The sequence below is a fragment of the Rudanella lutea DSM 19387 genome, assembly GCF_000383955.1.
Taxonomy (GTDB): domain Bacteria; phylum Bacteroidota; class Bacteroidia; order Cytophagales; family Spirosomataceae; genus Rudanella; species Rudanella lutea.
Genome location: NZ_KB913013.1, coordinates 278471 through 303868, shown reverse-complemented (window position 1 = coordinate 303868; position 25398 = coordinate 278471). Strand labels below are relative to the sequence as shown.

Below are 25398 nucleotides of genomic sequence, written 5' to 3'. Positions count from 1 at the left end.
TTGTCTACCAAATGAACCAAGCTGTCAATCAGTCGCGACTATTTTACGCCAGTTGCTTCGCTCTCATTACCACGGCGTTCTCGTTCAGTATCCGGGCGGGTATCCTGGCCCAGTTGGGAACCGAGCTAAGCCTTTCTGCCGAACAATTGGGTTTTATTAACTCGATGTGGTTTTTGGGCTTCCCCATTTCTATGATTATCGGCGGTCTGGTGTACTACACCGTTGGCCCCAAGACGATCATGCAGATTGCGTTTGTGTGTCACCTGCTGGGTATTCTGCTCACCATCTACGCACAGGGCTATACCACGCTGCTGATTTCAACCTTTTTGATTGGTATTGGCAATGGTTGTACCGAAGCGGCCTGTAACCCCATGATTGCCGATATGTACTCGGGCGTTACCATGAACAAGATGCTCAACCGATTCCACATGTGGTTCCCCGGTGGTATCGTGGTAGGTAGCCTGATCTCGCTGTTCATGGGTCCTGAAAACCTGAACCTTCCCTGGCAGGCGCAGATTTGGGTGATCATGATTCCGACCCTCATCTACGCGTTCCTGTTCTTTGGTCAGACATTCCCAACCGCCAAAGTGGCCGGTTCAACCTCGTTGGCCAGCAACTTCCAGGCTATGCTGACACCGCTGTACATTTTCATGTTCTGCTGCATGGCCCTGACGGCAATTAGCGAGTTTGGTCCGCAGCAGTGGGTAGGTCTGATTATGAGCAAGTCGGGAGCAAGCCCGCTGCTGATTCTGGCTCTGGTGACCGGTCTGATGGCCGTTGGCCGTTACTTCGGTGGGCCTATCATCCACCAACTTGACCAAACGGGTGTACTGCTCGGCGGAGCGGTTTTTGCCGCCATCGGTGTTTACCTTTTCAGCAGCGTAACGGGCCCAATGGCTTACGTAGCGGCTGTGTTCTTCGCTATTGGCGTGTGTTATTTCTGGCCAACCATGATCGGTTTCGTAGCCGAGCGGATTCCGGCTTCGGGCGCCCTGGGCATGTCGGTAATGGGTGGTGTTGGTATGTTCTCAACCTCTATTTTCCAGCCTATCATCGGTGGCTGGATTGACACGGAGCGGGCAGCTAAATCGGCCGCTGGCCTGACGGGCGACGCCCTCGAACTGGCGGCTGGTCAGGCGACACTGGCCAAGATGACCACCTTCCCAATCATCCTGATTGTGGCCTTCACGGCGCTGTGGTTCTTCATGCGCAACCGCAAGGTTACCCACGTCGATGAGTCGACGGTAGCCCAGCAGCCGCAGTTGTAATACCAACACGGTTTTACACCGAACAAAAGCCCCGCAGCAACTTGCGGGGCTTTTTTGTTTCTTTGTGTCCAACGTCTCATTTTATCCGGAAACGCCCCTACACGCTACGACAATTTCACCATGAAACCCCTGCTTCTCCTTTCCTCCCTCCTCCTTTCGTCCTGTCTCCTCCACGCCCAACCACCCGCGTTTATCGCCGACAGCCTCGACCGCTACATTGAGCGTGGCATGGCCGACTGGCAGATTCCGGGACTCGCCATTGCAGTTGTGAAAGACGGCAAAGTAGTTGTGTCGAAAGGGTTTGGCGTGCGTGAAGCCGGTAAAAGTGAGCCCGTCGATGAAAACACCTTGTTTCTGATTGCGTCGAACACCAAACTGTTTACGGGTACGGCGCTTGCCAAGCTGGAAGATGACAAGAAACTGTCACTCAACGACAAGGTGACCAAGTTCTTCCCCGATTACCAGCTCTTCGACCCCACCTCAACGGCTCTGGTTAGCGTGCGCGATTTGCTCTGCCACCGGCTGGGGACCAAGACCTTTCAGGGCGATTTTACCTTCTGGAACACCGACCTTCCCCGTGCCGAAGTAATCCGGCGGATGCGACTTCTGAAACCAACCGGGCAGTTTCGACAGGATTACGGCTACTGCAACTCGGCTTTCGTTACGGCAGGCGAAATCATTCCGAAGGTGACCGGCCAATCGTGGGAAGCTTACGTTGAAACGAACCTGCTCAAACCGCTGGGCATGACGAATACGTACATGCTCACGGCCGGGGCCGAAAACCGCTCCAACGTAGCCCGCCCCCATACCAGCAGCTTTGGCCCTCTGCGCCGGATTCCGTACGACGTCGTCGACAATTTAGGACCGGCAGGCAGCATGGTCTCGAGCGTGAAAGACCTGAGTAAATGGCTCATGATGCAGCTCGACAGCGGTCGGCTCGATGGGCAGCGGATTCTGCCCTGGAGTGTGGTTCAACGTACTCGCGACGCCAACACAATCGTCGGCAGCCGCAAGTCGACGGTATTGCCCCGCCATTTTCAAACGTATGGCCTGGGTGTGCTATCGGCAGATTATGCCGGGCGGCAGATTTTCTGGCATACCGGCGGGGCCTTCGGCTTTGTGACAAATACCTGCTTTGTACCCGAAGAAAAATTGGCCATTACCATTCTGACCAACAACGACAATCAGAGCTTCTTTGAGGCATTGCGGTATCAGATTCTCGATGCCTATCTGGGCGTTCCGTACACAAACCGCAGCGCCTTTTTTCTAAAGCAAGCCCGCGCGGGCATGGCTGAGGAACAGGCTACGCTCAAAGCTCTGGCCGACCGGGTTGCCAAAGGAAACAAACCATCGCTGCCTCTGATGGCTTTTGCCGGAACCTACCGTAACGAACTGTACGGAACCATTACGCTAAAGCCAGCTGGCACGGGGCTCGATGTCCTGTTTGAACATCACCCACGCATGACGGCCCGGCTTGAGTATATGGACGATAACACCTTTCGGCTAACGTACTCCAATCAGGCATTTGGCGTGTTTCCGGCCCGGTTTAGCGTCGATGGGAATACCGTAAAAAGCGTCGAAATCAAAGCCAGCGACTTTGTGGAGTACGACCCGTACGTGTTTACAAAAGCAGCGCGTTAAAGTCAGCTTAACACGAATTACAGAATAGTGCTGACGCTAATCCTTTTTCAGATCGGCCAGCGTACCCCGCACTACCGTATTCATCTGGCTTTGGTTGAGCATTTTGTTGCCTCCTTTAGCGATTAACTTGCTCTGCATAGTCACCAGAAAAGGCGTATCCTTTTTGTTGAACAGCATTTTGGGCAACAGGCCCAACGTGTTGCCCGGCTTCATGGTTACAGGAAACACAACAGGCGTGGTGGCTCGCTCTCTGATGACTACCGGCTCGGGTTGGTGGCCCTCGGCAATCTCCTTACCGTCGATCGACACCCGGTAGTGCGTATCCGTAAACTGAATTGGGAAGCTATTGCGATTTTCGATGCTCACCTTAGCGGCCACATCGGTACGTTTAAGACCAATTTTGCCAAAGTCGAGGTCTTCTATCTTTATTTTGGGGACATAAACCGTCGGTAACCGTTTTTCAAATGTCTGCGTAAAGGTGCGCTCGCCCAAAATTGGTACGTCAAGGTCAAACGCGGCCCGGACCCCATAGGTCGTACTGTCGATGTTCTTTTGGTCAAGGGCATTTAGTACGGCCATCATTTTTTTGGTTTGCAGCTTCATGGGTAGCGTTATAAACGTGCTATCACCCGACTCAACCTCGATCGTTTTGGCGTACGACTCTTCAATGATGGGCGTTTTGGCCATATACACCGTGTAACGCAGTTTATTCGCTTTGAACCCAACCGGTAAAGGGTTGTCAATGAGCATTTTCACGTTCATCGTAATCACGTCGTCGTCCATGTTTGTGATCTCCATAGTGCTCATTTCCAGACGCGGCTTGAGCGTATCATCGTAAGCCCCCCCTTCGGCCTGCGCTTCGTTTTTGAGTCGGCTGTACCACACGTAAGCTCCAATAGCCCCTACTAAAAGCAGAAGAAGCGCCACAATCCATCCCTTTTTCATCCCGTTTCTGTTTACGTTGTGTGCGGCTTTACGAGAGCCCGGTAAACAAACTATTTGTTCTACCTTTTTAATATTATTACCTGATAACACTTAACAGAAACTGGCCCGTTTCGCTTTATTTTCGATGAACTAAATGACTTTTGACACCATCGCATCCACCTACGACCCGCTGGCACGGCTGGTTTTTGGCCGCTCACTTCAACGGGCACAGATAAGTTTGCTGGACCGGCTACCGAATGGGGGGCGGTGGCTCATTCTGGGGGGCGGCACCGGCTGGTTGCTCAAGCAGGTGCTCGACCGTTGTGCGCCCGACCATGTTGTGTACCTTGAAGCCTCGGGCCAAATGCTCACACTTTCAGAGAAACGGGTGCAACACCACCCGGGCCGTAACCGGGTAGCATTCATGCAGGGCACCGAAGCGTCATTGTCAGAGCAGGAACGGTTCACCGTCATTCTGACTCCCTTTGTGCTTGATTTATTTTCGGAGCCGTGGCTGGCCGAACGCATGATTCCCCGGCTCCTTCAACACCTGACGCTGGGGGGCTTCTGGCTCGTCACCGACTTTGTTCCGACAAACGTGTGGTGGCAACGGGCACTCGTCAGGGCCATGCTTCTTTTTTTTCAATGGACGGCAGGCTTACGCACCAATCGACTACCCGATTGGCTCCCACTGATACAAAAACGGCTGCCCTCTGTCGCGCAGGAGGCAGCCGTGAACGGTATGGTACTTTCGGTGCTGTTTAGCCGATCTTCCGTAGCATCGCCGTAATATCTTCATAAGGCCCAACGTCGTACCATTCTTCAGTACCCAGGTTGAGCCACGCTCCCGCCCGACGGGGGCGCTTTAGTTCGGCTTCTTCGGGGTCGAAATCCACATCATAAATGGTACTCATAATCGACTGAAGCGTTTTCCAGGGCAACGTTTTCGTCTTCGACCGTCCGTTTTGGGTTGTTTGCAGGTTTATGGTTCGTTCGGCAAAGGAGGCTGTAATCTGCACCTCCAGATCCCCCTCCCGACCTGGTTCAACGTAGGTTAGCTCGAAGGGACGTTCGCGGCCGGCCGCTTCGTACGTAGCCTGCATCAGTTCCTGAATCAGGTATTGCCAATCTTCATAATTGGCGGGCATCCCCGTTTTTTGGGTGCCGTCTTCCGCCGTCAGAGACACCTCCCAGAAGTCATCATCCTCGTCAAGCTCTTCTTCATTCAGGGTTTCCAGCTTCGTTTTCTGCACCAGCGACGCCATGGCCTGTTGCCACACAAGCCCAAACCGACCATTCCAGGCAAAATCGTCGTCGCGGGTGTAGCCTTCGGCAATGAGCTCATCGTCGTCGATATCATCGCGATCCGGGTAGGTCACGCTCAGGTCAACGGCGAGATAGTCTTTAAACGCCGGGCGAACCGCCAGGGTGAAGAAATAAGCGTATGGAGCCGGGAGTGACCGGGCCGTCTGGAAGCGTATCTGTACGTTTTTAAACATAGTGCTTGGGGTCATTGGTCATGGATTCCTGGGGTTGCCCAGCCTCTCTGGATGACCAATAAACAATAAGGCGAAGCCCGTGACTACTGCCCAATGGCTAAGTGCAGCGTCTTACTCCGGTCAATTTTACCGGTCGGGGTTTCGCAGAATGTGGCCACAAAGATAATGTCTTTCGGCACAGCGTAGGGGCCAATTTCCCGACGAACCTGCTCAGTCCATTCGCTACGCCTGGCTTCGAGTTCCGGCAAAGCCTCGGCCTTGCCTTCGACCACCAGAACAATCCGCACACCCAACCGCTCATCGGGCACTCCAGCCACAAACAACCGGGGCGACAACCCATTGATAGCCAGAACCCTCTGTACAATCTGCTCAACCCGCTCGGGCTGAACCTTGACGCCCCCGGTATTAATAATCGAATCGGCACGCCCCAGAATTCGAAACCGTTTGCCAGGCTCCGTCCCGTCGGCCCACTCAAATACATCGTTGGTTTGCACCCACGCAAAATTGCTCGCGGCCGCCCGAATTGCCAGACAGTGCCGGGCATCAGTGCGTAACTCGACCCCATCCAACGCGGTAAAAAAGTCGGATTTGTTGGGGCCGTTCAACCGGCGAATGGCAATGTGCGAAACCGTTTCGGTCATTCCGTAGGTAGCATAGACCGGAGCCGCAATGACCTGCAACTGAGCCTCCTGCACCGGCGAGGTAGCTGCCCCCCCCAGCAAAATAGCCTTAGCTTGGTTCAGTATTTCGATTTTCTCGGGCGTCTGGCCCAGTATTGCCTGTACTTGAAGAGGCACAAAGGCAAAGAAATCGAAATTGTTGGTACCCGTCTTAAACAACGTCAACGGATTTCCCGACGGCTCAACCAGCACCAGCCGCAGGCCAAGCGTCAAAGCCCGCACCAGCATCATAGTACCCGCTACGTAGGCCGTGTTGAGACAGCAGAGCGCCCTGTCGCCGGCTTGCAACCCGAACGTTTGCCCCGTAAGCTCGGCGCTTGCCTGCATCTGAGTGCGGGTGAGCGTAATGGGCTTGGGTGTTCCGGTGGAACCCGACGTATGCAGGACAAACGTCGCCTGCCCCGACTGCCAGGCCCGTGCAAACGCTACCGCCTGCTCGGCGTACGTGTGGGTGGGCAAAGGCCATTGGTCAACCGGTAACCGACCGTCGAAACTATACATAAAGGGAAAATACCCCGAACAGAGGCACGTTTGTCAGGCAATAGATATGTGGGTAATCAGCACCCGTGCAACTTATCCAAAAATGCGTAACGTATTACTTTTCTGGTCGTTAGAGACTTTATACACCACCAACGGCTGGGTAGCCGGGCCGAAGATTACCTTACCGTTGAGGTCGAAACGCGAACCGTCGAACGGGCAATAAAAAGCGTTGTTGTTCGCCTGATATACAAGCGTAGAGCCCTCGTGTGTGCATTTAGGCGATACCGCTACGTACTGATTTGGTTGGATATGCGCCACAATCACGCGGTTGTTCACAACCACATAGAAACCCTGTTTGAGCAGGTCAACGTACCGGGCATCATCGAGCCGAATGGTCAGGTCGAGCGCATCGCTCGCCGGACTCAGATCATCCGCTTTGGTTTCGCAGCTACTCAGGCTAACCACACCTAAACTCGCCCCGAGTACCCGAAAAAACGTGTGTCGATCAATTGTTTTTGAAAGAGCTTCCATGTGGCTTTGTATCTTTGACGCTAATCTAACGATAAACCGCGAACCGCAGGTCTGTAGCCCTGCAAATCCAAAACAAAGGCAATTCACGAAGGGTTTATCAATCAATTATGGAAGAAGCCAAAGTGATCATTAACCCCATTGCACCGGAGAAAGTAGCCGAAAGCCCCGGTCTGATGGAGTACGCCCATACGGCGGGTGGTGCAGTGATTCGCCCCGAAGACAAGGGGAAAATAACCGGGCGGGCTGTGACCGCCATGCGCGAGCAAACCGACCTCCAGCTATCCCAGCTCTACAAACAGATGCAACTGCTGGCCGAACAGGCCACAGCGATTCGAAACCGGGTCGAGATTTCGGAGCGGATTTACTCCGCCCAAATGAGTTTTGAGCCTGTTGTAGGACATACCTATTATTTTTACACCCGTAAAAACGGTACAGACCTGCTGTCGATGGTAGCTCCGAACGAATGGGGGCGCAAGTTCCCCTTTGAACGTTGCCTCGCCACCGTCCGGATGATGGCCGACCATACGTGGGATGTACAGTATCACGAAACCAATTTTGAAACGATGAGTGATGAACGATAAGTGATAAACTTGCTGACGCGAGATCACTCATCGTTCATCACTTATCATTCATCACTCATATGCAAAGCAACTACCCCTGGGAGGTTATTAAGGAGTACAAAGAGATTATTTTCTCGTATTACGAAGGGATCGCCAAGATCAGTATTAACCGCCCGCACAAGCGGAATGCCTTTACCCCGCTGACGGTAAAGGAGATGTCGGAAGCCATGGAGATTGCCCGGCAAGATGAGCGCGTTGGCGTGGTTATCCTGACCGGCGAAGGGGGCGAAGCCTTCTGCTCAGGCGGTGATCAGTCGGTGCGGGGGCATGGCGGCTATATCGGCGAAGATCAGGTGCCTCGCTTGAACGTGCTCGACCTGCAAATGCAGATCCGCCGGATTCCGAAGCCAGTAGTCGCTATGGTAGCCGGGTACGCTATTGGCGGTGGTCACGTACTGCACGTGGTGTGCGACATCAGCATAGCGGCCGAAAATGCTCGGTTCGGGCAAACGGGCCCCAAAGTGGGTTCGTTCGACGGCGGCTTTGGGGCGTCGTATCTGGCCCGAGTGGTAGGACAGAAAAAAGCCCGCGAAATCTGGTTCCTTTGCGATCAGTATAACGCACAGGAAGCCCTGGACATGGGGCTGGTCAACAAGGTTGTGCCCCTGGATAAGCTGGAAGAAACCACCATTGAATGGTGCCGGAAGATGCTCGAAAAGAGCCCTATTGCCCTGCGAATGCTCAAAGCGGCATTCAACGCCGAGCTCGACGGGCAGGCAGGTATTCAGCAACTGGCGGGCGATGCCACTCTGTTGTATTACCTGTCTGAAGAAGCCAAAGAAGGCAAAAATGCCTTCCTGGAGAAGCGGAAACCCGACTTTAGCAAATTCCCGAAGTTCCCCTGATGTAATGATGAGTTATACGTGATGAACGATGAGTAAAATTTTAGCGGCAGCCCATTCATCGTTCATCACGTATAACTCATCACTCATCGATGATTATTATACACTCAACTGCTTCATGTAAGCCGCGTCCATTTTCATACTTTCCATAGGCGAGGTTGGGTATTCTTCCTGCTCCACGATAAAGTACTTCATGCCGTTGTCCCGGGCGGTTTTGAGGGTTGTTTTGAAATCAACGTTCCCCTTGCCGAGGTCATTCTGAACGGGTTTGCCGTTTTCTTTCTTGTAATCCTTGATGTGGCACAGCTCATATCGCTTGCCATACTTTTTCAGGTGCTCTACGGGATTCTGCCCCGCCACATCAATCCAGCACAGATCCAGTTCAAACATCACATTTTTCGGATCGGTATTAGCCAGCAGGTACTCCTGCGGAATTTTACCGTCGAGCGCCTTGAATGAATAGTCGTGGTTGTGGTAACCAAACTTGACCCCACTCTGCCGGGCCAGTTCACCCGCTTTGTTGAACCCATCAGCAATACGCTTCCAGTCGTCAAATGACTTCTGAGCCCCAATGTATGGGCACAATGCGTACGTCAGGCCAGCCTCAGCGGCCATGTCGAAGCTTTTTTTCAACTCGTCGGGTTTATTCGCCTGCCCACCGTAGTTGAAGTGCGTGCTGACCATCTTCACGTTAATGTCGTTCAGGAACGACTTAATCTCTTTCGGACTCATCCCCCACAAAAAGCCCTGGTTGCCCTGGTAGCTTTCAAACTGACGATAGCCCATCTGCGCCAGTTGGGTCATAATACCTTTCGGATCTTTGGGTAATACATCCCGAACGCTGTACAATTGTACCCCAAAAACACCTATGTTCTTGGCAGCCAGAGCGGCTGTATGGTTAAGAGCGAGGGCACCGGCAGCCAGTACGCCGGTACGCTTGAGAAAATCGCGACGATTGATCGACATATTAAATTGGTAAATAGGAACAACGTATATGCCCAAAAGGCAGATTACCCCCAAACTTACGGGTTGCCCCGCTAAATCTTCGTAATTTCGCCTGCCGAAATGAGCTACATCTCTGAGACACGCAACGAGCCACAGCGTTTAACCGAGGGTTAAAAAGTAACGGTCTTCGTACCCACCCGCTTCTCTGCAATGCTCCGTTTGGTAGCTTACAACTCAATATCATGCAATTATCCAAAATATACCTCCAGGCCAATCGCGATGAAGCCGTTCGCCGATTTCACCCCTGGGTTTTTTCCGGAGCTGTCAGCCGCTATGAAGGTAATCTGACGGATGGCGACGTAGTTGAAGTTTTTGATAAAAAAGGCAATTATCTGGCAACGGGCCATTACCACGATGGAAGCATTGCCGTCCGGATTTTTTCGTTCGAACGCATCATCCCCGACGTTCACTACTGGACACAGAAACTAACCAGCATCCGGCACTTCCGCGAGGCCATCATTGCCACTCTCCCCGGCAAACAAACGGACTGTTACCGGCTCGTACACGGCGAAGGGGACGGTTGCTCGGGGCTCATTATTGATTACTATAACGGAGTAGCCGTTGTGCAGGCTCACTCCATCGGGATGCACCGGGAACGGCACCTGATTGCCGAAGCGCTCAAAAATGTGTACGGCGACCAATTAATTGCCGTGTACGACAAAAGCGCCGATACTGTACCGGACATCTACGGCCAAACCGTTCAAAATGGCTACCTGCTGGGTACGGCCGAAACGCCACACGAGGTCCACGAAAACGGCCACAGCTTTTGGGTCGATTGGGTGACGGGCCAAAAAACCGGCTTTTTCCTCGATCAGCGCGATAACCGGCAGCTGTTGGCTCGCTACGCACACGGCAAACGCGTGCTCAATGCCTTTTGCTACTCGGGAGGCTTTTCGGTGTATGCGCTGGGGGCGGGTGCAGAGCAGGTGCACTCGGTCGATGTGTCACAGAAAGCCATCGACCTCACCAACCGTAACGTAGCCCTCAACGGGGTGAACGAAGAAAAGCACGAGGCCATTGCTGAGGATGTGATGACCTACCTGAAAGCGCACCCCGAGCAGTATGACCTCGTAGTGCTCGACCCACCGGCCTACGCCAAAAATATTTCGGCGCGGCACCGGGCCGTGCAGGGCTACAAACGGCTCAATACCGAAGGGCTGAAACGAGTGGCTAAAGGGGGAATCCTGTTTACGTTCTCTTGCTCACAGGTTGTTGACCGCGAGCTGTTTTATAATACCGTGGTAGCTGCCGCTATCGAAGCCGGGCGGCAAGTGCGGGTGCTCCACCATCTGAGCCAACCCGCCGACCATCCCGTTAGCCTGTTTCACCCCGAAGGCGGGTACCTAAAGGGGTTAGTACTCTGGGTAGAATAAGGAATGCTGAGTGCATAATGGTTAATGCATAATGGTTAATGCATAATGAATAATGGGCTGACGCACGAGGATTTCGCTGGCGTCAGCCCATTATTCATTATGCATTAACCACTTGTACATTACGTATTAAAGCACCTCCTCTGTTAGGTAAGGTAAGTAAGCCTCCAGTTGTTCGGTATCTTTAAAGGCCGAAACCGCCTGCAATTGATTGGTGTAGGCATCGTGCCGAAGCTCAACATAAAAGTTGTGCAAACTGTATAGCAAAAAAATGTGCTCTTCTTCGTAACGATTGGCCAGAATATCACCCTGATAGTACAGAATGTCTAATTGTTGAGCGGTTGATAGTTGCGTAAACTCGGCAGGTTGCATAATCACATGCGGTTTGGGGATACGAAAATAGGGAATCCGCGTGCGCAGGCAGCAGGAAATTCGATTAATCCAGAAAGTTGCCCGAATGGTACAGCACGCCTATATCTTCACCCGCTTGCCCGTCCGGGCGGCTTCATACACAGCCTCCACGATTCGGATATCCCGCAGCCCTTCTTCGCCAGGAACCAGCATAGGTTTTTTATTTTTGATGGCGAGGGCGTCGTCGTCCATCTGCCGGATCTGCTGACCGGGCACCGGATACGGCGTATCAAACGTAAACCCGCCGGGACCATTGCCCTTCACGCCGTTGTAGGCTGAGTAGGGTTCCACGCGCAGAATACCCTTCTCCCCCATTACGTACATGAAGTTCATGTTGATACCGTAACTTGTTTGCAGCACCGCCCGCGCCCCACTCGGAAACTCAAGCTGAATCATCGAGGTCTCGTCGAGCCCATTTCGGTACACGTCGGGGCGGGTTGTGTATTGTTGGGCCGTCACGGCAATGGGTTCCTCGCCCGTAGCGAGCCGGGCACCCTGAAGCACATACACACCCATATCGTACATGACACCCCCACCCATTTCTTTCTTCTGCTTCCAGTGGTCAGTACGGCCGTCGTAGTAAGCCGCCGAGCAGTTCACCATGCTGATCTTACCCAGCTTGCCGTCGCGCAGGAACTTCACATACGCCTGCGTGTTAGGGTCATGATGAAGCCGATACCCCACTGACAAGGAGACGCCGGCTTTTTTGCAGGCGTCAATCATCTCCTGACATTCTTTAGCAGTCACAGCCATCGGTTTTTCCACCCAGACATGCTTACCAGCCCTGGCGGCCCTAACTACATACTCCCGGTGCATCGACGGGGGCAACACCACATACACGACGTCAATGTCGGGGTTATTCGCAATCTGATCGAAGGTCTGGTAGGTGTACACATTCTTGTCGGGAATAGTATACTGTTTTTTCCACTTTTCAGCTTTGGCGGGCGTGCCGGTTACGATACCAGCCAGATAGCAGTGCTCCGTTTTCTGAAGTGCCGGTGCCAGCAGATCCGTACTGTAATACCCCAACCCAACCAATGCTACACCCAGTTTATCTTTTTTGGGTGCGCTCTGCGCCAGCAGGGTTTCGGGAGCTAACATACTGGCGGTAGTCCCCAGAGCTAATGTTTGTAAAACAGTGCGACGAGAAGCCATAATTCGGTTGTGATTTAGTTGTACCCAATTTGGCGTAAAGATGCGAAGAAGGCAAGTCAGTCGCCAGGGTTTTACCGTCTACCCAGGCAGAACATGACGACCAATCTGGCTAAAACGAAAAACCCCCAACCGGTTGGCTGGGGGTTTTATAATCAGTCGTTTCGACTCAGGGCTGTTTACTTCACCTGATCAACAACGGCTTTGAACGCTTCAGGATGGTTCATAGCCAGATCAGCCAGAACTTTGCGGTTCAATTCAATTCCTGATTTGTTCAGAGCACCCATCAGGGCAGAGTATGAAGTACCGTACTGACGAGCACCGGCGTTGATACGCTGAATCCAGAGCGAGCGGAAATCCCGCTTCTTAGCGCGCCGGTCGCGGTACGAGTACACTAATGCTTTCTCAACGGCATTTTTGGCTACCGTCCAAACATTCTTGCGCCGACCGAAAAAGCCTTTGGCCAGCTTCATTACTTTTTTCCGACGTGCCCGTGAGGCAACGTGATTGACGGAACGTGGCATTTGTTAGTTGTTTTTTGACGTAGGCGGCAGAACCAGTTAACAGGTATCCATGAACAGCGATCAGTTAGTACCTATTCGTTGTTAGTTGTTTACTGTTAGTTGTTCATTGCACTTTGGGCCTGTAGTCGGGTGAAACATTGAACCGGAGGCTGCTTTAGCAGACGCTCCAAACGAAATTAGATACCGAGCATGGCTTTGATCCGGGTCTCGTCGCCTGAGAATACAAGCGTTGAGTGAGCCAGATTACGCTTCTGCTTCGTCGTCTTCTTCGTCAGAATGTGTGAGTGGAAGGCATGCTTCCGCTTGATTTTCCCGGTGCCAGTCAGCTTGAAACGCTTCTTGGCGGCCGAGTTGGTTTTCATTTTTGGCATTGGTTTGAACCGCTTATGTGTTTTTGACCGGATCGCCGGACCGCCGGATTCTCTTGTTCAGATCACCGGACTTCTTGTAAACAGGCCGCAAAGATACGAATAAGGGAGTAAGGAGAAAAGGGACGAAGGGGAAAAAGCATGAAAGCCTTCTCTCCTTCGTCCCTTTTCTCCTTACTATTATCTATTACTTCTTCACCTGCACCACTTTCGGGGCCAGGAACATGCTCATCCGCTTTCCTTCAAGCTTTGGCTCCGACTCGATCTTCCCGACCTCTTCGAGGCCTTTGGCAAACCGTTCGAGGAGTTGGAAACCGCGCTCTTTGAACACAATCGCCCGGCCCACAAACTGTACGTAAGCCTTCACCTTTGCGCCTTCTTTCAGGAACGTAAGGGCATGCTTCAGCTTAAACTCAAAGTCGTGATCGTCGGTATTGGGGCCGAAACGAATTTCTTTAATAACGACTTTCTGAGCGTTAGCCTTAATCTCTTTCTGTTTTTTCTTCTGCTCGTACTTGAACTTGGAGTAGTCAATAATTCGGCAGACAGGCGGAACAGCGTTGGGTGAGATTTCTACCAGATCAAGGCTTTGCGCCTTTGCCAGAGCTTTGGCTTTGTCAATCTCATAAATGCCCTGTTCGACGTTTTCGCCGACAACCCGGACCTGCTTGGCCTGGATACGGTCATTAATTCGGTAGGGTTCTTCAACCACGCGCCGGGGTGGTCTCCGCTGGGGTAATGCCATATATGCTGTTTAGTGGTACAAAATATCTCCCTGATAACACAGGGAGTGGTTAAAAGTTCGGGAAATTAGAGAATTCGGCGGTTCTTGTCAATGAATACCGAGCGATAACCGGCAGAAAATGAATATTAATTTTTCATACCGAACAAATGGATAGACGTTAGACTTCCCTATCCGGTCTGCAGGTAAAATCTAACGTCTGCTGACGAACGTATTGTTCGACAAAATGCACCTGATTCGTTACGGCTTAACCTCCTGCTGAAACAAAGCCGTAAACTCGTCAATCGACATCGCCCCCAGGTCGCCCTGCCCTTTCCGACGAACCGACACTTTACCTTCGGCCTGCTCCTTCTCGCCCACGATGAGCATAAACGGAACTTTAGTCACCTCGGCATCCCGGATTTTGCGGCCGATTTTCTCATCGCGCAAATCCACAAATCCCCGGATATCCTGCTCCTGCAGGGCAAAGAACAACTCGTTGGCGTAGTCCTCGTACTTCTCTGAAATCGGCAGAATAGCAATCTGATCGGGCGATAGCCAAAGCGGGAAGTTACCAGCCGTATTTTCGATCAGAATCGCGATGAAGCGTTCCATCGAGCCAAACGGCGCCCGGTGAATCATCACCGGCCGGTGCTTCTGGTTATCAGCCCCTACGTATTCCAGTTCAAATCGGTTAGGCAGGTTGTAATCTACCTGAATGGTACCCAACTGCCATTTCCGACCCAGGGCATCTTTCACCATAAAGTCAAGCTTGGGTCCGTAGAAAGCCGCTTCGCCTTTTTCCGTTACGGTTGGCAAGCCCTTTTCACGCGCCGACTCGATGATTGCTGACTCAGCTTTTTCCCACAAATCGTCGGAGCCAATATACTTGGTACCGTTTTCGGGGTCACGCAGCGAAATCTGAGCGCTGTAGTCATTGAAGCCCAACGACTTGAATACGTACAACACTAGGTCGATTACCTTCATGAATTCTTCCTTCACCTGATCCGGGCGGCAGAAGATGTGCGCGTCGTCCTGCGTGAAGCCACGCACACGGGTCAGGCCATGCAACTCTCCCGACTGCTCGTAGCGGTACACCGTACCAAACTCAGCCAAGCGGAGGGGTAGGTCACGGTACGAACGGGGCTTCGACTTGTAGATTTCGCAGTGGTGCGGGCAGTTCATGGGCTTGAGCAAAAACTCTTCGTCCACATCGGGGGTCCGAATGGGCTTAAACGAATCTTCGCCGTATTTCTCCCAGTGCCCCGAGGTCACGTACAACTGCTTGCTACCGATGTGGGGCGTCACTACGGGTGAGTAACCCGCCCGCACCTGCGCCTTACGCAGGAAGTTTTCGAGCCGCTCCCGAATCAGGGCTCCTTTAGGCAGCCATAACGGCAAACCAGCCCCTACACGCTCCGAGAACGTGAAGATTTCCAGCTCTTTACCCAACTTCCGGTGGTCGCGTTTTTTGGCTTCTTCGAGCAGATGCAGGTACTCATCGAGTTCTTTCTGCTTCGGGAAGGTGACCCCGTAAATCCGGGTAAGCATTTTGTTTTTCTCGTCCCCCCGCCAGTACGCGCCAGCCACGTTCATCAGCTTGGCGGCCTTGATAAAACCCGTGTTGGGAATGTGCGGCCCCCGGCAGAGGTCGGTAAAGCCACCCTGAGTGTAGAACGTGATGGAACCATCTTCAAGCCCTTGAATGAGCTCGATTTTGTACGGGTCTCCTTTTTCCTCAAAGTAAGTTAACGCGTCGGCTTTGGGTACTGCCTTGCGGATATACTCGCTTTTCTGACGAGCCAGTTCCAGCATTTTGTCTTCTACTTTCTTGAAGTCATCCTGCGAGAAATGACGACCTTCAAAGTCGACATCGTAATAGAAACCGTTTTCAACGGCCGGCCCGATAGCCAGTTTAACGCCCGGATAGAGTGCCTCCAGGGCCTCTGCCATCAGGTGGGCCGAAGAGTGCCAGAAGGTAGCCTTGCCGTCGCGGTCGTTCCACGTGAGCAGTTGCACCTCGGCGTCGGTATCGATGGGCAGGTTCGCGTCCTGCACTTTTCCGTTTACTTTAGCCGCTAACACATTACGGGCCAGCCCTTCGCTGATACTCAGCGCAATGTCGAGGCCAGAGCTTCCTTTTGGGTATTCACGGACACTCCCATCGGGTAGCGTTACATGAATGAGTTGATCCTGGGCAATCATACGATATAGTCAATAATTCAGTAGTCAAATATTTGCGTCTGCGCCCCTACCGGTTCGCCCGGGTCGAGTCGCCGGGTGTAGACAGTTGTGTACGCGGCTTGATGGTCTGTATCTCCATCTGTACCGGAGCCGCATTTGGTTCCGAAGCGGCCGATTTCCCGTCTTCGTCCGGCAAAAGTACGGAGTTATACGGGTTCGGATTATACATTCGGCGTTGAGCCCGCCACATTCCTGCAACAGCCTGTCCGTCGGCCGGGTTCAACCGGGCACTTTGGGTGTACGAAGCCACGGCCTGCTCATACATGCCGAGTTGCTCCTGACAGAAGCCAATGTAAGTATGAATCCGGGGAAACTGCGGATTCAGCTGCTGCACCCGGCTGTAATTGGCCAGCGCCTGTGAGTAAGCCCGGTACCGCTGCAAAATCAGGCCCGCCTGAAAGTTAGCCTGATAATACGTTGGATCAATCTGCACCGTATGCCGGTAAAACGTCAGCGCACTGTCGAGCCGGCCACCGGCGTGGTAAATCAGCCCTCGCCCATAGGTCAGCCGGGCATCTTCGGGAAAGTACCGAATTGCCTGTTCGTTGTACGTCAGGGCCGAGCCCAAATCGCCCAGCGACCGGTAGATAGACGACAGTTGGTTGTACGTTTCCAGATACCGGGGCTTCAGCTTCAGCGACTGCTGATACAAAGCCAGTGCCTGAGACGTGTCGCCCTGCTTGGCCGTGATGAGTCCGTTGAAAAAATAAGCCTCACCGTCATAGGGGGCCATTTGCAACGCCTTCGCCAGATACAACCGTGCTTTAGCGAACTGATTACGCTGCTGCCAGACATCGGCCATCAGAATATACAGTTCCGGGCTATCGGCTCCCAGAATCTCGGCACGTTGCGCATTGTCGAGGGCTTTCTGGGGTTGTTTAAGCCCTTGCAAAACCCGTGCCCGAATCAGAAAGTACGTACCATCGGTATTGTTCCGGCCAATGGCTTCGTCAATATCGGCCAGTGCTTCTTTCAGGCGTCCCATTTCCAGATACAAACGGGCTCGTTTGGCATAGGCCGAGGCCGGCGACGACTGATTAATGGCCCGGGTCAGTGCCTGCAGGGCTGCTTCGGTACGCAAACTATCATTGGCCGAAGGCAAGGGCGGTATACGGGTCTGCTGACGGGGGTCGGTACCGCAGGAAAACAGAACGAGCAAAAGAGCGAAAGAGTGAAAAAGCGAAAGAGTGAACGAGCGAAGATTTCGTGCCCGTCGCGCTGTTCCGCCGGTTCGGCAAAGAGCGAAAGGACGAAAGGATGCATGAATATCGCAATGCAGAAGCTGATAAAATGACGACCTTGCTGTTTGTCCGCTACGTTCCGGGCTAGACCCGCAAACCTGTAAGCCAACCGTACACTGGCCGCTTTCGCTAGTTACCGCTACTGTTCCCTTTTTCAATCGTTTCCTCATTGAGAATGCTCCACAAAGGTAGCTAAAACCGGTAAAAGACGCCGAGCGGAAGGCGTTTTTGATACCGGTCGTCGAGGTATAGTTCGCCCAGTTGCGCATTGGCTGGCTTGCCGAAAATCTGCCGCATGAGGTTATCCAGAATCAGGGCCGAGAATCCCAACGAATACAAATTGATGATGAAGAACCGATTGTCGCGGTCGAGCAGCTCGGCGCAGGTTTTGAGCAGCTCGTTCAGATGCTCTTCGAGTACCCATTTTTCGCCATCGGGGCCACGGCCATAAGCGGGTGGGTCCAGAATAATGCCATTGTACGTATTTCCGCGCCGGGCTTCGCGCCGGGCAAATTTCAGCGCATCTTCAACCACCCAACGAATATTGGTCAGGCTGCTGTAATCCATGTTTTCCCGCGCCCAGGTAATCACCGGCTTCACGGCATCCACGTGGGTCACATCGGCCCCAGACTGGCAAGCCGCCAGCGATGCCGCTCCGGTGTAGGCAAACAAATTAAGCACTTTGGGCTTAGCCACACCGGCACCCTGCAGGGCCTTTACCCGATCGTGGATAAACGCCCAGTTTGTGGCCTGCTCGGGGAAAATTCCAACGTGTTTAAACGACGTCAGAGCCAGCTTGAACCGCAGGTTAAGCCCATCCTGCCGAAAGTCGATAAACCAGGGTTCCCGCATATCGGGAGCCTTCTGCCAATCGCCCCGCTCGGGCGATTGCCGGTCGCGCCGGAAGGTGGCGTGGGCACGTCGGTCCCAGTCAGCCTGAGGCAGCGATTTATCCCAGATGGCCTGGGGTTCCGGCCGGGCCAGTACGTACTCACCGAAGCGCTCGAGTTTTTCGAAGCCACCAGAATCAATCAGTTCGTAAGCGGGCCAGGGGCCGGGGGTAAGCAGTTGAAGCATGAGAAAACAGGGAGCCAAAGGTCTGGCAATTGGCCCGGTCACGTAAATCAGTTGGGCCGCAAAGGTAGGGGTTTGCGACCAGACCATGAACATAGCCGGGCCCGGAGGCCGCTAAAATAGGCCCCGGTTGGGCTCAGAACGCTATTTTATCCAGGTAAAACACGCGTTTGCGACCCTCCCCTCTTTGGTAGCCCCAGGCCAGAAAATACCGGTCGTGCCAGAACCGGACATCATCCGTCACGAGCGATTGATCGCGTTGCTCATCAACGACGGCCGCAATATCGATTTGGGGTTTTTCTTCGGCCATCCCATTGGGCCGGATCACCGTTTGCAGAATCCGACCTTTGTGGTTGTGGTACAGGGCCAGTTGGTCACCCTGTTGTACCAGCCGCACTTTCTCCTGTAGGTCGATGCTTCGTTCGGAGGTCAGTTCAAGGCAATTGTCCCAAAGTAGCTTCCCTTCGGCATCAAAACCCGCTACAACGGCATGGGTGTACACGTACCCGTCGAACACCTGCTGCGGACTCAAACCCCGTGGCCCATTCCAAGGATTCCACATGTACGGGTTATACAGACTGTAATAACTGAGGGGCGAATACCGCCAACCATACCACGAATTGATCCCGTAAGGGTACGAGTTCTGGTACCGAAACTGCGGGTAAAACACCTCCGCTACGAGCACGTACTGCCCCCGGTGCCGCACCAGTTCGTGCATGAGTAGCCGGTAGTTGAGCCGTAGGTCGGAGCCCGCTTCTTTCCGGCGTTGCGCCCGGCGCTCCATACGTTCCTGCTCGCGGTCGCCCAGGTAGCGGAAAAAGTTTTTGAAATCGGTAAAACTGATATAGCTGATTTGGGGTGTTTGCCCCTCACCTACCCGGCTGATGTACAACCCCTGCGAACCCGCCACGCCGTTGCTCTGCATGGCTCGGTACCCATAATTACCCACCACAAGCTGCGTTGAATCGTCGAGGACCGACAAACGGCCACTTAGCAGCGCATAATCGGGTTTAGGCTCGATAACCGCCCGGGTCGTGGTTTGCCCCAATTCGTCGTACACGTTGGCAATCAGTTTAAGGTCGCGCCCACGCCGGACTGTGTATGAGACCGTCATGCGGCCGTGCGCGGTGTCGGCTTCGAGCGACTGGATAGCCGAGCCTCGCTCGCCACCGGGCAACAACCGGGCCTGCCGACTCGACAAATGGCTGTGGTACAGAACGGGGTGTTCATCGACAATACCAGCCATAAAAATACCGTCGCCGAGAGTTTTGAAATGGGTCACCTGCAATCGCTCCACTACGTTGAGGTTGAAGCGTTCGGAAAAACCCGGCCCAATGCTCACACGAACGACCTGGCAGAACGGCAACCGGTAGCTCGAAAACAACAGATATACCGCCCCGCGCCCGTCGAAGGTCGAAGCCACGTATTCCAGATTATCAGGGAGCTGACCGGTGAGGCTCCAGTCGCGGTCGAGATCGGTGCTGTATTTGGTCAGCTGATAGCCAACCCGGTCGGTGCGGGTGAGGAGCAGAACGCCTTTATCACCCAGAGGCAAGGTAATAATCGACTCACTGCCGGTGGGCGCGGCCAGCTCGATTCGGCGGACGCTCTGCGCCCAAACCAGACTGGTCAGTGCCAGCCACATCTCCACAAAAAGTATGCTACGAAGCCACGTGCGCATGGGCCATTTTCAGAATCAATTCGAATTCGTCGGGTTTGATGGGCATTACCGACAGGCGCGACTGCTTAATGAGGCCAATTTGGGCCAACATGGGCTCGGCCTTAATCTGAGCCAGGGTCACAGGCTGACCAAATGCCATCATGGGTTCTAATTCCACAACAACCCAGCCAAACTTTGCCTGCGCCGGGTCGTTGGCCACAGTTGGGTCAGGGTATGCCGTTTTTACCACTTTGGCAAGCCCCACCACACCCGGTCGGGTAACGCTATGGTAAAACAAGACCTGATCACCTTCCTGCATGGCCTTGAGGTTGTTACGAGCCTGGTAGTTGCGCACACCGTCCCAGACGGCCCGGCCCTGTTCAATAAAATGCTGCCACCCGTACACATCGGGTTCTGATTTGACAAGCCAATAATTCATAAGTACTCAGACTGAATTAAATGTATAATGAACAATGTGAAATGTACAATTAAACGACTGGTTGTGAGTAGGTAAATCAATTATTCATTGTACATTTTACATTATTCATTCACTTAGGTGGGTATTCAACTGGTTTCTCTTGCTGGTATTAACAACAGAAAGGGAGTAAGGGCGAAAGTCGGTTGCCCCGCTCCTCCCTTACTCCCTTTCGGCTATGTCCCGGTGTCAATAGTAATCGTCGCCGTCGTAGGTGTCGCCGTAGCGCGAGCCAAACTCGTCGTCTTCACGGGCAAACCTGCTTGTTCCGGCCCCTTTGAAAGCCAGGGCTTTTTTCAGAATCGAAATTTGGCCTGAGTGGTAGGTATCGTGGTTGACGATACCATGCAGCAGATCGTAGTAGGTATAATCGCGGCCAGGCACAATGTCTTCCAGAAACTCGTCATCGTCGCGTTTATCCAGCTCGTTGATCAGTTCCTCCTGACTCAGGCTCAGCTCCATCTGCAGGGCTTCCCACTCGAAGTCATCAATTTTATCAGGAAACTGCCCAAAGTTTTTCTCGGGGGTGAGAATATCGAAGGTAGCATCGCCCTGCATTTTTTTCACCGCAAAAATACGCCAGCTGGTCATGTGAAACACCAGCTCAGCGATACTGTGCGTATTGGGCGTGATACGCTGCCCGGCCATGTCGGGCGTAATTCCCCGGATCACTTCGGCCAGCGAAGGACCATGCCAGGCTTCCTCCCCTTCGTAGGTTGTATTGAGCAGATCAATGATCCGTAACAGTTCGTCGTTATTTTGTACTTCCATTGTTCAAAGTAAGCAACCCGAATCCGTTGGCTGTATGTGTAGCTGGCGCAGACCGGCTACATCGGTTCGGTTGCATTCATGGTAAAGCCCGCTGCCGTGCGGTACTGTTGAATTGTGCTGCAAAGGTAAGCCATTATTTGTGCGTTGCCGTACAAATACGACGAAACGAGCCGTAGGCGAGCGAAATAGACGAGCTTACGCCAGCTTTTCTTTCAAAAACTTCACCGTCCGGTCCCAGGCCAGTTTGGCGGCCGCTTCGTTATAGCGTGTTGGCGCAGTATCGTTATGAAAGGCGTGCTGGGCTCCTTCGTAAACGTATAATTCGTAAGGAACCCCAGCTTTTTTCAGGGCTTCTTCGTAGGCCGGAATTCCGGCATTGATGCGCTCATCGAGCCCGCCATAATGCAGCTGGATAGCGGCCTTGATCTTGGGGACATCGGCCGTTTCGGGCTGCCGACCGTAAAACGGAACAGCCGCCTTCAGATCGGGCGCATGGATCGCCAGTTGGTTCGACATAGCCCCTCCCCAGCAAAAACCCACGCAACCAACCTTTCCTGTACTCGCCGGGGCTTTTTTCAGGTACTCTACGGCCTTCACAAAGTTGTTACGGGTTTGTGTTGCATCGAGCTTGCCGAAAAGCTCCCGCATCTGGGCTTCGTCGGTTGGGGTACCCCCCGCGGCCGAAAGGGCATCGGGCGCTAAAGCCACAAATCCGGCAAGGGCCACCCGGCGGGCTACGTCTTCGATATGCGGGTTTAGCCCCCGGTTTTCGTGGATCACCACAACGGCAGGGTACTTACCGGGGGCCTTGGGCCGCGCCAGGTACCCTTTCATCGTCATGTTATCACCGGGATATTCAATGCGCTCAGTGATGAGCCGGTCGTCGGCATCGGGTACGGTAGCGGCTTTGGCGTAGTTGATTTCGAGCAAGGGCAAAACGGCCAGAGCCGCGCTCATGCTACCGGTCAGGTTGGCCAGCCGTTTGAGAAAATCGTCGCGCTTGAGGGGCTTGTGCGTGTACTCGTCGAATAGGTTGATAATGCGCTGATCCATAGTGATGGCGATTGCAGAGTTTGTAGAATGCAAATCATCAACATGACCCAATCTACTTTAGTTTTTAGGGAGCGTCATTGGGTGGCCGGGCCGCCCCTCTAACAACCTGCCAGCCTCCGCTCTTTTTACCGACTGAGCCAGTGGAGCCCGTCTTTCTGGGAACGATAACCCAACAATTCCTTGCAACGCTGTTCGACTGAACTTTACCTTTGCAGCCGAACTTAAAAAGTGAATGAGCGCAAGTGCGAATAGCTGACGCGGGCACTCTTTTGCTCATTCACTCTTTCACTCTTTCACTTTATGGAATTTCGTATCGAAAAAGACACCATGGGCCAGGTGCAGGTACCAGCCAATGTGTACTGGGGCGCGCAGACCCAACGCTCTATCGAAAACTTCAAAATCGCTCAGGATATCAATAAAATGCCCCGCGAGATCATCCGGGCGTTTGCGTATCTGAAAAAAGCGGCTGCCCTGACCAACCTCGACGCGGGCGTGCTACCCCAGGAAAAATCGGATCTGATTGGCCGCGTGTGCGACGAGATTCTCGAAGGCAAGCTGGACGATCAGTTTCCGCTCGTGGTGTGGCAAACGGGTTCGGGCACGCAGTCGAACATGAACGTGAACGAAGTGGTTGCCTACCGCGCGCACGTCCTGAACGGTGGCCAATTGACCGACGAGAAAAAAGCCCTGCACCCCAACGACGATGTGAATAAGTCACAATCGTCGAACGATACCTTCCCGACGGCCATGCACATTGCGGCCTACAAGATTCTGATGGAGGTGACGATTCCGGGCATCGAAAAACTGCGCAACACGCTCGATGCCAAGGCGAAAGAATTTATGCACGTCGTGAAAATCGGCCGGACGCACTTCATGGATGCTACGCCCTTGACCGTGGGTCAGGAGTTTTCGGGTTATGTGTCGCAACTGGATCACGGTCTGCGGGCCATCCGCAACACGCTGGCACACCTGAGCGAGCTGGCGCTGGGCGGCACGGCCGTAGGTACGGGGATCAACACTCCCCCCAACTACGCCGAAAACGTAGCCAAGCACATTGCCAACCTGACCGGCCTGCCGTTCATCACGGCCGAAAACAAGTTTGAAGCGCTGGCCGCCCACGACGCCATTGTGGAAGCCCACGGTGCCCTAAAAACGGTAGCCGCAGCCCTGATGAAGATTGGCAACGACATTCGGATGCTGTCGTCGGGGCCACGCGCGGGTATCGGCGAACTGTTTATTCCCGATAACGAGCCGGGTAGCTCGATTATGCCGGGCAAAGTAAACCCCACGCAGTGCGAAGCCATGACAATGGTCGCGGCTCAGGTAATGGGCAACGACGTGGCGATCAACATCGGCGGCATGACGGGCCATTTCGAGCTGAACGTGTTCAAGCCGGTGATGATTTACAACTTCCTGCACTCAGCCCGCCTGATTGGCGATGTGTGTGTGTCGTTCAACGACAAGTGCGCCGAAGGCATCCGGCCGATTGAGGAAAACATCACGAAGCACGTGAACAACTCACTCATGCTCGTGACTGCCCTGAACACGAAGATTGGCTATTACAAAGCGGCCGAGATTGCCCAGACTGCGCACAAAAACGGCTCAACCCTGAAAGAAACGGCCGTCCAACTGGGCTACCTCACCCCCGAAGAGTTTGATCAGTGGGTAGTGCCCGGCGACATGGTTGGGGAGATTAAGTAGACGATCAAACCCAATAACTATAAAAAAGGATGGCCCCACTCCGATCGGAGTGGGGCCATCCTTTTTTATACGGAATTCAACGCTGATGAAACGAATCCGTGATAAACGACAGCACCGTGGGTAGGGCCGTGCGCCAGTAGGTCCAGGTGTGGCCCCCGTCGCGAACCCGAAACTCGTGCGGAATCTCCTTTTTGCGCATGGCAATATGCAGTAGAGAGTTCATCTCGAACAGAAAATCATCGTCGCCACAATCAATGTACCAGCGAACGGCCTTTTTCTGCTCTTCGGGCATGTTGTTGACCAGAATCACGGCGTTCTGCGTCTCGTAATACCGCTTTACTTCCTCCGGGGTAGCATCGGGCATGGTGCGTTTGAGCCGGACCTCAGCGTCGGCTATATCGACCGGCCCGGCCGAGGCACTGAGTGCACAGGCCGACGAAAACAGCTCAGGGTGCCGCAACGTGTACATTAAGGTTCCACCCCCGCCCATCGACAGGCCTGCAATGGCCCGAAAGCGCTTTTCGGGCTTGATCCGGTACGTTTTCTCGATGTACGGCATGAACTCACTAAAGAAAAAGTCCTCGTATCGCCACTTACCCCGTACATCGTTGAAGTACCCCCGCACGCCGGTATTGGCATCGGGCATCACAATAATCATCGACGTAGCCGACCCATCCGCAATGGCTTTGTCGGCAATATGCTTCACCTCGCCAAACTGCACCCAGCCGGTTTGGTCATCGCCCCCGCCATGCAACAGGTACAGCACGGGGTAACTGCGGTCAGAGGTTTCGTAATCGGCTGGCAGGTAGATCGCGTATTTGCGGTCGCTGCTCAGTATTTTGCTCCGCAGCGTCAGGTTCTCCTGTACTTTGCTCGTTTGAGCCCAGGCCAATGGCCCAACTAAGCAAAGCAACAAAAGGCCGGTAATCGTTTTTTTCATACTCTTGGTTTTGAGGGTTAAAGATTGAGCGCACAGGCGTACGCGCACTCCCGTAAAACCCACCCTCAGGGCTTGCCTACTCAGTTGCACGCACTGCAGTTGACGGCTCCCTACCGCACAAAAAAACCAACCTGTAGGTAACCAGGCTCAACATCGTTGAACACTGACTACCTGCAGGCTGGCACTTGAAGCCGTCACGTCGA

At 53.5% G+C, this 25398-nt stretch carries 25 protein-coding genes; 7 read left to right on the top strand and 18 right to left on the bottom strand.

Translation table 11 applies throughout. From position 1 onward, the window contains the following. Nucleotides 1–11 precede the first annotated feature (11 nt). Both RUDLU_RS0101455 and RUDLU_RS0101450 read left to right on the top strand, forming a co-directional pair. Nucleotides 12–1268, top strand: a complete 1257-nt coding sequence (locus RUDLU_RS0101455) for an MFS transporter (RefSeq protein WP_019986562.1) — start codon at nt 12–14, stop codon at nt 1266–1268. Nucleotides 1269–1388: 120 nt separating this feature from the next. Next, on the top strand, nt 1389–2909 hold the full coding sequence (locus tag RUDLU_RS0101450) for a serine hydrolase (protein ID WP_019986561.1): 1521 nt from the start codon (nt 1389–1391) through the stop codon (nt 2907–2909). Between the two features lie 36 nt (nt 2910–2945). On the opposite strand, the gene RUDLU_RS0101445 is transcribed toward RUDLU_RS0101450, so the two are convergent. After that, nucleotides 2946–3854 carry an LEA/WHy family protein gene (locus tag RUDLU_RS0101445; protein ID WP_019986560.1) on the bottom strand — a complete coding sequence of 303 codons (909 nt, stop codon included), beginning with the start codon at nt 3852–3854 and terminating at the stop codon, nt 2946–2948. A gap of 133 nt (nt 3855–3987) precedes the next feature. Here RUDLU_RS0101445 and RUDLU_RS26765 point away from each other — a divergent pair, with 133 nt between their 5' ends. Next, nucleotides 3988–4623, top strand: a complete 636-nt coding sequence (locus RUDLU_RS26765) for a class I SAM-dependent methyltransferase (protein WP_019986559.1) — start codon at nt 3988–3990, stop codon at nt 4621–4623. Here RUDLU_RS26765 and RUDLU_RS0101435 read toward each other — a convergent pair. The 3 genes from RUDLU_RS0101435 to RUDLU_RS0101425 form a co-directional block, all read right to left on the bottom strand. Then, nucleotides 4595–5332, bottom strand: coding sequence for a hypothetical protein (locus RUDLU_RS0101435; RefSeq protein WP_019986558.1), 738 nt, complete (start codon nt 5330–5332; stop codon nt 4595–4597). The genes RUDLU_RS26765 and RUDLU_RS0101435 overlap by 29 nt on opposite strands. A gap of 83 nt (nt 5333–5415) precedes the next feature. Beyond that, on the bottom strand, nt 5416–6513 hold the full coding sequence (locus RUDLU_RS0101430; RefSeq protein ID WP_019986557.1) for an AMP-binding protein: 1098 nt from the start codon (nt 6511–6513) through the stop codon (nt 5416–5418). Between the two features lie 72 nt (nt 6514–6585). Next, nucleotides 6586–7023: a QcrA and Rieske domain-containing protein gene (locus tag RUDLU_RS0101425; RefSeq protein WP_019986556.1), complete on the bottom strand. Its 438-nt coding sequence runs from the start codon at nt 7021–7023 to the stop codon at nt 6586–6588. A gap of 107 nt (nt 7024–7130) precedes the next feature. Here RUDLU_RS0101425 and RUDLU_RS0101420 point away from each other — a divergent pair, with 107 nt between their 5' ends. After that, the gene (locus tag RUDLU_RS0101420) at nt 7131–7604 is read left to right on the top strand and encodes a DUF2452 domain-containing protein (RefSeq protein ID WP_019986555.1); all 474 of its coding nucleotides are present in this window, start codon (nt 7131–7133) and stop codon (nt 7602–7604) included. Nucleotides 7605–7663: 59 nt separating this feature from the next. Beyond that, entirely contained in the window at nt 7664–8488 is an 825-nt protein-coding gene (menB, locus tag RUDLU_RS0101415) for a 1,4-dihydroxy-2-naphthoyl-CoA synthase (protein ID WP_019986554.1), read from the top strand. Between the two features lie 96 nt (nt 8489–8584). Here menB and RUDLU_RS0101410 read toward each other — a convergent pair whose 3' ends face one another. Continuing rightward, on the bottom strand, nt 8585–9445 hold the full coding sequence (locus RUDLU_RS0101410; RefSeq protein ID WP_027302657.1) for a TIM barrel protein: 861 nt from the start codon (nt 9443–9445) through the stop codon (nt 8585–8587). A 227-nt stretch (nt 9446–9672) separates the two neighbouring features. Here RUDLU_RS0101410 and RUDLU_RS0101405 point away from each other — a divergent pair, with 227 nt between their 5' ends. Then, a complete protein-coding gene (locus tag RUDLU_RS0101405; RefSeq protein WP_019986552.1) occupies nt 9673–10863 on the top strand; it encodes a class I SAM-dependent rRNA methyltransferase in 1191 nt (396 codons plus the stop codon). Nucleotides 10864–10989: 126 nt separating this feature from the next. Here RUDLU_RS0101405 and RUDLU_RS0101400 read toward each other — a convergent pair whose 3' ends face one another. The 12 genes from RUDLU_RS0101400 to RUDLU_RS0101345 all read right to left on the bottom strand — a co-directional run bounded on the left by RUDLU_RS0101400 (nt 10990) and on the right by RUDLU_RS0101345 (nt 22554). Next, a complete protein-coding gene (locus tag RUDLU_RS0101400; protein ID WP_019986551.1) occupies nt 10990–11232 on the bottom strand; it encodes a hypothetical protein in 243 nt (80 codons plus the stop codon). 99 nt (nt 11233–11331) lie between these two features. Next, entirely contained in the window at nt 11332–12426 is a 1095-nt protein-coding gene (locus RUDLU_RS0101395; RefSeq protein ID WP_027302656.1) for a Gfo/Idh/MocA family protein, read from the bottom strand. 176 nt (nt 12427–12602) lie between these two features. After that, entirely contained in the window at nt 12603–12947 is a 345-nt protein-coding gene (rplT, locus tag RUDLU_RS0101390) for a 50S ribosomal protein L20 (RefSeq protein WP_044129270.1), read from the bottom strand. A 176-nt stretch (nt 12948–13123) separates the two neighbouring features. Beyond that, nucleotides 13124–13318 carry a 50S ribosomal protein L35 gene (gene rpmI, locus RUDLU_RS0101385; RefSeq protein ID WP_027302655.1) on the bottom strand — a complete coding sequence of 65 codons (195 nt, stop codon included), beginning with the start codon at nt 13316–13318 and terminating at the stop codon, nt 13124–13126. A 184-nt stretch (nt 13319–13502) separates the two neighbouring features. Continuing rightward, the gene (gene infC, locus RUDLU_RS26760; protein WP_019986547.1) at nt 13503–14060 is read right to left on the bottom strand and encodes a translation initiation factor IF-3; all 558 of its coding nucleotides are present in this window, start codon (nt 14058–14060) and stop codon (nt 13503–13505) included. Between the two features lie 237 nt (nt 14061–14297). After that, the gene (gene thrS, locus RUDLU_RS0101375; protein ID WP_019986546.1) at nt 14298–16241 is read right to left on the bottom strand and encodes a threonine--tRNA ligase; all 1944 of its coding nucleotides are present in this window, start codon (nt 16239–16241) and stop codon (nt 14298–14300) included. 46 nt (nt 16242–16287) lie between these two features. Beyond that, nucleotides 16288–17439: a tetratricopeptide repeat protein gene (locus tag RUDLU_RS0101370; RefSeq protein ID WP_019986545.1), complete on the bottom strand. Its 1152-nt coding sequence runs from the start codon at nt 17437–17439 to the stop codon at nt 16288–16290. A gap of 274 nt (nt 17440–17713) precedes the next feature. After that, nucleotides 17714–18598 (bottom strand): class I SAM-dependent methyltransferase, encoded by an 885-nt coding sequence (locus RUDLU_RS0101365; protein ID WP_027302654.1) that lies wholly within the window; start codon nt 18596–18598, stop codon nt 17714–17716. A 133-nt stretch (nt 18599–18731) separates the two neighbouring features. Continuing rightward, nucleotides 18732–20276: a hypothetical protein gene (locus RUDLU_RS0101360; protein ID WP_019986543.1), complete on the bottom strand. Its 1545-nt coding sequence runs from the start codon at nt 20274–20276 to the stop codon at nt 18732–18734. Then, a complete protein-coding gene (locus tag RUDLU_RS0101355; protein ID WP_019986542.1) occupies nt 20257–20694 on the bottom strand; it encodes an EVE domain-containing protein in 438 nt (145 codons plus the stop codon). The genes RUDLU_RS0101360 and RUDLU_RS0101355 overlap by 20 nt, the downstream gene beginning before the upstream one ends. A 225-nt stretch (nt 20695–20919) precedes the next feature. Next, complete coding sequence (locus RUDLU_RS0101350) at nt 20920–21501, bottom strand: DinB family protein (protein WP_019986541.1); 582 nt, start codon at nt 21499–21501, stop codon at nt 20920–20922. A gap of 195 nt (nt 21502–21696) precedes the next feature. Continuing rightward, nucleotides 21697–22554, bottom strand: coding sequence for a dienelactone hydrolase family protein (locus RUDLU_RS0101345; RefSeq protein ID WP_019986540.1), 858 nt, complete (start codon nt 22552–22554; stop codon nt 21697–21699). Between the two features lie 300 nt (nt 22555–22854). Here RUDLU_RS0101345 and fumC point away from each other — a divergent pair, with 300 nt between their 5' ends. Beyond that, nucleotides 22855–24255, top strand: coding sequence for a class II fumarate hydratase (fumC, locus tag RUDLU_RS0101340; RefSeq protein ID WP_019986539.1), 1401 nt, complete (start codon nt 22855–22857; stop codon nt 24253–24255). A gap of 76 nt (nt 24256–24331) precedes the next feature. On the opposite strand, the gene RUDLU_RS0101335 is transcribed toward fumC, so the two are convergent. Next, nucleotides 24332–25195, bottom strand: coding sequence for an alpha/beta hydrolase (locus RUDLU_RS0101335; RefSeq protein WP_019986538.1), 864 nt, complete (start codon nt 25193–25195; stop codon nt 24332–24334). Nucleotides 25196–25398 lie beyond the last annotated feature (203 nt).

Excerpts from the sequence above, each read along its gene's own strand:
- infC (WP_019986547.1), bottom strand. The coding sequence starts at position 14,060 with ATGGCATTACCCCAGCGGAGACCACCCCGGCGCGTGGTTGAAGAACCC.
- RUDLU_RS0101435 (WP_019986558.1), bottom strand. The coding sequence starts at position 5,332 with ATGTTTAAAAACGTACAGATACGCTTCCAGACGGCCCGGTCACTCCCG.
- menB (WP_019986554.1), top strand. The coding sequence starts at position 7,664 with ATGCAAAGCAACTACCCCTGGGAGGTTATTAAGGAGTACAAAGAGATT.
- RUDLU_RS0101400 (WP_019986551.1), bottom strand. The coding sequence starts at position 11,232 with ATGCAACCTGCCGAGTTTACGCAACTATCAACCGCTCAACAATTAGAC.
- RUDLU_RS0101425 (WP_019986556.1), bottom strand. The coding sequence starts at position 7,023 with ATGGAAGCTCTTTCAAAAACAATTGATCGACACACGTTTTTTCGGGTA.
- RUDLU_RS0101345 (WP_019986540.1), bottom strand. The coding sequence starts at position 22,554 with ATGGATCAGCGCATTATCAACCTATTCGACGAGTACACGCACAAGCCC.
- RUDLU_RS0101350 (WP_019986541.1), bottom strand. The coding sequence starts at position 21,501 with ATGGAAGTACAAAATAACGACGAACTGTTACGGATCATTGATCTGCTC.
- fumC (WP_019986539.1), top strand. The coding sequence starts at position 22,855 with ATGGAATTTCGTATCGAAAAAGACACCATGGGCCAGGTGCAGGTACCA.
- RUDLU_RS0101335 (WP_019986538.1), bottom strand. The coding sequence starts at position 25,195 with ATGAAAAAAACGATTACCGGCCTTTTGTTGCTTTGCTTAGTTGGGCCA.
- RUDLU_RS0101405 (WP_019986552.1), top strand. The coding sequence starts at position 9,673 with ATGCAATTATCCAAAATATACCTCCAGGCCAATCGCGATGAAGCCGTT.
- RUDLU_RS0101420 (WP_019986555.1), top strand. The coding sequence starts at position 7,131 with ATGGAAGAAGCCAAAGTGATCATTAACCCCATTGCACCGGAGAAAGTA.
- rpmI (WP_027302655.1), bottom strand. The coding sequence starts at position 13,318 with ATGCCAAAAATGAAAACCAACTCGGCCGCCAAGAAGCGTTTCAAGCTG.
- thrS (WP_019986546.1), bottom strand. The coding sequence starts at position 16,241 with ATGATTGCCCAGGATCAACTCATTCATGTAACGCTACCCGATGGGAGT.
- rplT (WP_044129270.1), bottom strand. The coding sequence starts at position 12,947 with ATGCCACGTTCCGTCAATCACGTTGCCTCACGGGCACGTCGGAAAAAA.
- RUDLU_RS0101455 (WP_019986562.1), top strand. The coding sequence starts at position 12 with ATGAACCAAGCTGTCAATCAGTCGCGACTATTTTACGCCAGTTGCTTC.
- RUDLU_RS0101355 (WP_019986542.1), bottom strand. The coding sequence starts at position 20,694 with ATGAATTATTGGCTTGTCAAATCAGAACCCGATGTGTACGGGTGGCAG.
- RUDLU_RS0101430 (WP_019986557.1), bottom strand. The coding sequence starts at position 6,513 with ATGTATAGTTTCGACGGTCGGTTACCGGTTGACCAATGGCCTTTGCCC.
- RUDLU_RS0101395 (WP_027302656.1), bottom strand. The coding sequence starts at position 12,426 with ATGGCTTCTCGTCGCACTGTTTTACAAACATTAGCTCTGGGGACTACC.
- RUDLU_RS0101365 (WP_027302654.1), bottom strand. The coding sequence starts at position 18,598 with ATGCTTCAACTGCTTACCCCCGGCCCCTGGCCCGCTTACGAACTGATT.
- RUDLU_RS0101445 (WP_019986560.1), bottom strand. The coding sequence starts at position 3,854 with ATGAAAAAGGGATGGATTGTGGCGCTTCTTCTGCTTTTAGTAGGGGCT.
- RUDLU_RS0101450 (WP_019986561.1), top strand. The coding sequence starts at position 1,389 with ATGAAACCCCTGCTTCTCCTTTCCTCCCTCCTCCTTTCGTCCTGTCTC.
- RUDLU_RS0101360 (WP_019986543.1), bottom strand. The coding sequence starts at position 20,276 with ATGCGCACGTGGCTTCGTAGCATACTTTTTGTGGAGATGTGGCTGGCA.
- RUDLU_RS26765 (WP_019986559.1), top strand. The coding sequence starts at position 3,988 with ATGACTTTTGACACCATCGCATCCACCTACGACCCGCTGGCACGGCTG.